The following is a 5,755-nucleotide window of genomic DNA, read 5'->3' on the forward strand; positions in this document are numbered from 1 at the left end:
GAGCAGGCGGCGGTCATGGCGGCGCTGGCCGAGCTGCATGTGCACGGGGTAGCGCTCGACTGGCGTGCGGTGTTGCCGGGTGGGCGGCGGGTGGAACTGCCGACCTACGCCTTCCAGCACCACTGGTACTGGCCCCAGGGCGTCGGTGACCGCGCGGGGAACGTGGCGGCGGCGGGTCTGGCGGCTGCGGGGCATCCGCTGCTGGGTGCGGCGGTGGGGCTGGCCGGTTCCGATGGGGTGTTGCTGACCGGCCGGTTGTCGCTGCGGTCGCATCCGTGGCTGGCCGATTACGCGGTGATGGGTTCGGTGGTGGTGCCGGGCACGGCGTTCCTGGAGTTGGCGATCCGGGCGGGTGATCAGGTCGGTTTTGATGTGGTGGAGGAGCTGACACTGGATGCACCGTTGGTGCTGGGTGAGCGGGACGCGGTGGCGGTGCAGGTGTGGGTGGCCGCCGCCGCGGAGTCGGGTCGTCGTGGTGTGAGCATCTACGCGCGGCCGGCGGAGGCGGCTGAGGATGAGCCGTGGGTGGAGCACGCCACCGGTGTGCTGACGGCCGGCGGCCGCGCCGCTGCGCCGTTCGAGACGGTGGTGTGGCCGCCGCGTGGGGTGTCGGCGATCGAGCTGGATGGGTTGTACGAGCGGCTGGCCTGGGACGGGCTGAGCTATGGGCCGGTGTTCCAGGGGTTGCGGGCTGCTTGGCGGGGTGAGGGTGGTGAGGTGTTCGCGGAGATCGCACTGCCTGGGCAGGTGGAGTCGAGCGCGGGTTCGTTCGGGTTGCATCCGGCGCTGTTGGATGCGGCGTTGCACGCGGTGCCGTTCGTCGGGCTGGATGATTCCGAGGGGGGGTGGTTGCCGTTCTCTTGGAGCGGAGTGTGCCTGCACGCTAGTGGCGCCTCGCTGCTGCGAGTGCGGCTGGCCAAGACGGGTGACGATTCGGTTTCGGTGAGCGCGGTGGACGCCACCGGGGAGCCGGTGCTGTCGGCACGTTCACTGGTGCTGCGGCCGGTCTCCGCCGATCAGCTCGCGGTCGCCTCCGGCGGTCGAGGGACGGGGCGGGACCCGCTGTTCGAGGTGGAGTGGTCGCCGCTGACGGAGCTTTCGACGGCCGACGCGGTGCCGGTGGCGGTGCTCGGTCTCGACCTCCTAGGGGTCGCCGCCGCCTGGGAGACGGTCGGTCAACCGGCTCAGGTTCACGCGGATCTGTCGGTCCTGGCAGATCCGGTACCCAGCGTGATAATGGCCGAGGCGATCTCGGACCCGGCGTGCGGAGTGGTGGAGTCGGCGCATGAGCTGGCCGCCCGGGTGCTGGATCTGGTGCAGCGATGGCTGGCCGACGACCGGTTCGTCGACTCCCGTTTGGTGATTCTCACCAGTGGTGCGATTGAGGCGCGGGAAGAGGACACGGTCACTGATCTGCCGGCGGCCGGGGTGTGGGGTCTGGTGCGCAGTGCGCAGTTGGAGAACCCGGGCCGGTTCGTGCTGGTGGACGTGGACGGGCGGGAGTCTTCGCTGTCGGCGCTGCCGGAGATGTTGGCCTGGGTGCTGGCGTCGGGTGAGCCGCAGGCGGTGGTGCGCGGGGGTGAGGTACTGGTGCCGCGTCTGGCGGGCTCCAAGGTTGCCGACGCGGCGGGCCGGGTCTGGGATCCGGAGGGGACGGTGTTGATCACTGGTGGTACCGGTGGTCTGGGTGGGTTGTTCGCGCGGCATGTGGTGGCCGAGCGGGGTGTGCGGCGTCTGCTGCTGACCAGTCGCCGGGGTCTGGAGGCTCCGGGTGCGGTGGAGTTGCAGGCCGAGCTGATCGCGCACGGCGCCGAGGTCACGGTCGCCGCGTGTGACATGGCCGACCGGGACCAGGTGGCGGCGCTGCTGGCCGGGGTGGATGCCGATCATCCGCTGACGGCGGTCGTTCACACCGCTGGTGTGCTGGCCGACGGCACGATTCCGTCGTTGACGGCGGAGGGTCTGGATGCGGTGCTGCGTCCCAAGGTGGACGCCGCCTGGCATCTGCACGAGCTGACCCGGGATCTGGATCTGGCCGGTTTCGTGGTGTTCTCCTCGATGGCCGGTGTCGTGGGTGCTCCCGGGCAGGGTAACTACGCGGCGGCGAACACCTTCCTGGATGCGTTGGCCGAGCATCGGCGGACCGAGGGGCTGGCGGCGTTGTCGCTGGCGTGGGGCGCTTGGTCGCAGGCCCATGGGATGACCGGCACGTTGAGCGAGATCGAGATGCGCCGGATCAACCGGACCGGAATGCCTCCGTTGTCGGCCGAGCAGGGGCTGGCGATGTTCGAGACGGCCGCTGCGTCGGATCGTCCGATGGTGGTGGCGGTGCCGCTGAACCTGTCGGTGCTGCGTGCCCTTCCCGAGGTGCCGCATCTGCTGCGGGGTCTGGTGCGTGCGGGCCGCCGCTCGGCGGTCGCCACCCAGATGGGCGGCGGCGTTGATGTTGTCGAGCGGCTGGCGGGGCTGGAGAAGGTCGATCAGGTTCAGCTGGTGCTCGAGTTGGTGCGGGCGCAGGCGGCGGTGGTGCTGGGGCACACGTCGGCGGATGCGATCCAGGCGGGACGGGAGTTCCGCGAGCTGGGCTTCGACTCCCTCACCACTGTGGAGCTGCGCAACCGGCTCAACGCGGCGACGGGGTTGCGGCTGCCGGCGACCCTCGTCTTCGATTACCCCACCCCGGCCATCCTCGCCGAACACCTCCTGGCGGAAATCGCTCCGGGAGAGAGCAAGGCCACGGAGCTGTCATTGCTGGCCGATCTCAACCGGTTCGAGACTGCTCTTTCCGATACCGCGCTCGACGATCTCGCCCGGAACGGCATCGTCACTCGGCTGCGGCAGCTGCTGGCGAAGGTGAGCGAGAGCAGCACGGAAACTAGTGAAATCGCTGTCGCCGGCATGCTCGAATCGGCGAGTACCAAGGACATCCTCGGCTTCATCGAAAGCGAACTGGGCCGTCTCAAAGACTTGTGATCTCCCGGCTCATACGCGAATACCCTGGAGGGCTCCTCCTATGTCGGAAGACCTGAAGCTCGTTGACTACCTCAAGTCGGTCGCCACCGATTTGCACGAGACCCGTCGACGACTCGAGGAGGTGGAGTCGGGCAAGCGCGAGCCGATCGCCATCGTGTCGATGTCATGCCGCTTTCCAGGTGGAGTCGGCTCTCCTGAAGATTTGTGGCGGTTGCTGGCTGAGGGTGAGGACGCGATCTCGCCGGTCCCGGTCGATCGGGGCTGGGATCTGGGGATGTCGTCAGGGCTGGGATTCGATGGGGAGGCCCAGGGTGGGTTCCTGGCGGATGCGGCGGGGTTTGATGCGGGGTTCTTTGGGATCTCGCCGCGTGAGGCGTTGGCGATGGATCCGCAGCAGCGGCTGCTGCTGGAGACCACTTGGGAGGCGATCGAGCGGGCGGGGATCGATCCGGTCTCGCTGAAGGGCAGCCACACCGGGGTGTTCGTGGGCACCAACGGCCAGGACTACATGAACCTGCTCATGAGCAATCAGGTGGATACGCAGGGTCATGGTGTCACCGGTCTGGCGGCCAGCGTGTTGTCGGGCCGCCTGTCCTACACCCTGGGTCTGGAGGGTCCGGCGGTGACGGTGGACACCGCCTGCTCGTCGTCGCTGGTGACGCTGCACCTTGCGGCGCAGGCGCTGCGGCAGGGGGAGTGCTCGCTGGCGCTGGCCGGCGGTATCACGGTGATGACGTCGCCGTTGGTGTTCGTCGGGTTCAGCGCGCAGGGCGGGATGGCACCCGATGGTCGGTGCAAGGCGTTCTCCGACACCGCGGACGGCACCAGCTGGTCCGAGGGTGTGGGCATGCTGGTGCTGGAGCGGCTGTCGGACGCGCGCCGCAACGGGCATCAGGTGCTGGCGGTGGTGCGGGGTTCGGCGGTGAACCAGGATGGTGCGTCGAACGGGTTGACGGCGCCGAACGGTCCGTCGCAGCAGCGGGTGATCCGCCAGGCGCTGGCCGGTGCGGGTTTGTCGTCGGCCGAGGTGGACGCGGTCGAGGCGCATGGGACCGGCACGGTTCTGGGTGACCCGATCGAGGCGCAGGCGCTGCTGGCGACCTATGGGCAGGACCGGGACGAGGGCCGGCCGCTGCTGCTGGGGGCGATCAAGTCGAACCTCGGTCACACCCAGGCCGCCGCGGGCGTGGCCGGTGTGATCAAGATGGTGCTGGCGATGCGGTACGGCATGCTGCCCAAGACATTGCACGTGGATGAGCCGTCGTCGCATGTGGACTGGGCCTCGGGCGCGGTGGAGCTGCTGACCGAGGCGGCAGAGTGGCCGGAGACCGGTCGTCCGCGCCGGGCGGGGGTGTCGTCGTTCGGGATCAGCGGCACCAACGCGCACGTGATCCTCGAACAAGGACCGGAAACACCGGTAGGAGAAGACGCTTCGCAGGACCGGGTACCGGCCGCCGATGCGGTGAGCGGTGTGGTTCCGATGCTGGTGTCGGGTCGTACGGCGGAGGCGTTGCGGGCACAGGCCGGGCGGCTGGCCTCGCACGTGGAGGGCCGCGGTGAGGCGGCGTTGGCCGATACGGCGTTCTCGCTGGTCACGACCCGTCCGGCGTTCGAGCATCGGGCGGTGGTGCTGGCCGGCGACTGTGACGGTGTGCTGGCCGGGCTGGATGCGCTGGCCGAGGACATGCCGAGTGCCGGTGTGGTGCGCGGGGTGGCCGCGACGCCGCCGCAGCTCGCCTTCCTGTTCACCGGACAGGGCAGCCAGCGGGCGGGGATGGGCCGGGAGCTGTACGAGCGGTTCCCGGTGTTCGCGACGGCGTTGGACGAGGTGATCGCGGAGCTGGACCCGCTGCTGGACGGGTCGCTGCGCGAGGTGCTGTTCGCCGAGCCGGGCAGCGAGCGGGCCGGGTTGCTGGATCAGACCGGGTGGGCGCAGCCGTCGTTGTTCGCGGTGGAGACCGCGCTGTTCCGGCTGGTGTCCTCGTGGGGTGTCAAGCCGGGTGTGCTGGCCGGTCATTCGATCGGGGAGATCACCGCTGCCCATGTGGCCGGGGTGCTGTCCCTGAAGGACGCGTGTGTGCTGGTGGCGGGTCGGGCGCGGTTGATGCAGGCGCTGCCCGCCGGTGGGGCGATGGTGTCGGTGCGGGCCTCTGAGGAGGAGGTCGTCGGGCTGCTGGCCGGGCGCGAGGACCAGGTGTCGGTCGCGGCGGTGAACGGCCCGTCCTCGGTGGTGATCGCCGGGGTCGAGGAGGCGGTGCTGGAGGTGACCGCCGCTCTGGAGGAGCGTGGGGTCAAGACGCGGCGGTTGCGGGTGTCGCACGCGTTCCATTCGCCGTTGATGGAGCCGATGCTGGAGGGCTTCCGCGCCCTGGCCCGTACGTTGACCTACGGTGCGCCGCGGGTTCCGATCGTGTCCACGTTGACCGGGCAGGTGGCCACTGCGGAGGAGTTGTGCTCACCGGATTACTGGGTGGACCAGGTCCGCGGCGCGGTCCGCTTCGCCGACGGGGTCCGCACCCTGCACGCGCGGGGCGTGCGAGCCTGTCTGGAGCTGGGTCCTGACGGTGTGCTGACCGCCATGGCCGCCGGCACTCTGGACGCCGGCCGTGACGTGGACGAGTACGACACAGGTGTGGTGCTGGTGCCGGTGCTGCGCGGGGATCGGGACGAGCACATGGCGGTGATGACGGCGCTGGCCGAGCTGCATGTGCACGGGGTGCCGGTCGACTGGCAGGCGGTGCTGCCGGGCGGGCGCCGGGTCGATCTGCCGACCTACCCCTTC

2 protein-coding genes are annotated in these 5,755 nt (G+C 69.8%); both read left to right on the plus strand.

All coding sequences use genetic code 11. The annotated features are described in order from the left end of the window. Positions 1–15: 15 nt before the first annotated feature. Positions 16–2,973, plus strand: coding sequence for a type I polyketide synthase (locus tag ABT130_RS46750; protein ID WP_350966375.1), 2,958 nt, complete (start codon positions 16–18; stop codon positions 2,971–2,973). A 40-nt stretch (positions 2,974–3,013) separates the two neighbouring features. Continuing rightward, the coding region (locus ABT130_RS46755; RefSeq protein ID WP_350966376.1) for a type I polyketide synthase at positions 3,014–5,755 on the plus strand (2,742 nt) is incomplete at its 3' end.

Origin of the sequence: Streptosporangium sp. NPDC001681 (assembly GCF_040298085.1) — a bacterium.
Classification (GTDB): Bacteria; Actinomycetota; Actinomycetes; order Streptosporangiales; family Streptosporangiaceae; genus Streptosporangium.

Excerpts from the sequence above, each read along its gene's own strand:
- ABT130_RS46750 (WP_350966375.1), top strand. The coding sequence starts at position 16 with ATGGCGGCGCTGGCCGAGCTGCATGTGCACGGGGTAGCGCTCGACTGG.